Source organism: Streptomyces sp. NPDC091279, from assembly GCF_044757465.1.
GTDB lineage: Bacteria > Actinomycetota > Actinomycetes > Streptomycetales > Streptomycetaceae > Streptomyces.
The window spans coordinates 1,657-2,891 of the sequence record NZ_JBIVVA010000025.1; the positions used below are offsets into that span (position 1 = coordinate 1,657).

Annotated in this window: 1 other annotated feature (running past one end of the window). The window is 56.8% G+C overall.

Annotation, left to right across the window (positions count from 1 at the left end):
- Positions 1 to 1,235: a sequence feature (mutual gap in cmsearch alignment for this rRNA model is longer than 100), on the top strand (it extends 188 nt beyond the left edge of the window).

A 1,235-nucleotide genomic window follows, 5' to 3' on the forward strand; every position in this document is an offset into this window, starting at 1 on the left:
CACGGGGCCCGAGAAATCCCGTGTGAATCTGGCGGGACCACCCGTTAAGCCTAAATATTCCCTGGTGACCGATAGCGGATAGTACCGTGAGGGAATGGTGAAAAGTACCGCGGGAGCGGAGTGAAATAGTACCTGAAACCGTGTGCCTACAAGCCGTGGGAGCGTCGCGCATTGAGTTTACTCAATGCGTCGTGACTGCGTGCCTTTTGAAGAATGAGCCTGCGAGTTTGCGGTGTGTTGCGAGGTTAACCCGGGTGGGGAAGCCGTAGCGAAAGCGAGTCCGAACAGGGCGTTTCAGTAGCATGCTCAAGACCCGAAGCGGAGTGATCTAGCCATGGGCAGGTTGAAGCGGAGGTAAGACTTCGTGGAGGACCGAACCCACCAGGGTTGAAAACCTGGGGGATGACCTGTGGTTAGGGGTGAAAGGCCAATCAAACTCCGTGATAGCTGGTTCTCCCCGAAATGCATTTAGGTGCAGCGTCGTGTGTTTCTTGCCGGAGGTAGAGCACTGGATAGGCGATGGGCCCTACCGGGTTACTGACCTTAGCCAAACTCCGAATGCCGGTAAGTGAGAGCGCGGCAGTGAGACTGTGGGGGATAAGCTCCATGGTCGAGAGGGAAACAGCCCAGAGCATCGACTAAGGCCCCTAAGCGTACGCTAAGTGGGAAAGGATGTGGAGTCGCACAGACAACCAGGAGGTTGGCTTAGAAGCAGCCACCCTTGAAAGAGTGCGTAATAGCTCACTGGTCTAGTGATTCCGCGCCGACAATGTAGCGGGGCTCAAGCGTACCGCCGAAGTCGTGTCATTGCAGTACATACTCCCAACGGAGACTGTGATGGGTAGGGGAGCGTCGTGTGCCGGGTGAAGCAGCCGCGGAAGCGAGTTGTGGACGGTTCACGAGTGAGAATGCAGGCATGAGTAGCGATACAAACGTGAGAAACGTTTGCGCCGATTGACTAAGGGTTCCTGGGTCAAGCTGATCTGCCCAGGGTAAGTCGGGACCTAAGGCGAGGCCGACAGGCGTAGTCGATGGATAACCGGTTGATATTCCGGTACCCGCTGTGAAGCGTCAAACATCGAGCATCGTGATGCTAAGGCCGTGAAGCCGTTCCGGACCCTTCGGGGAATGGAAAGTGGTGGAGCCGCCGGACCAAGCGGTTAGTAGGTGAGTGATGGGGTGACGCAGGAAGGTAGTCCATCCCGGGCGGTGGTTGTCCCGGGGTAAGGGTGTAG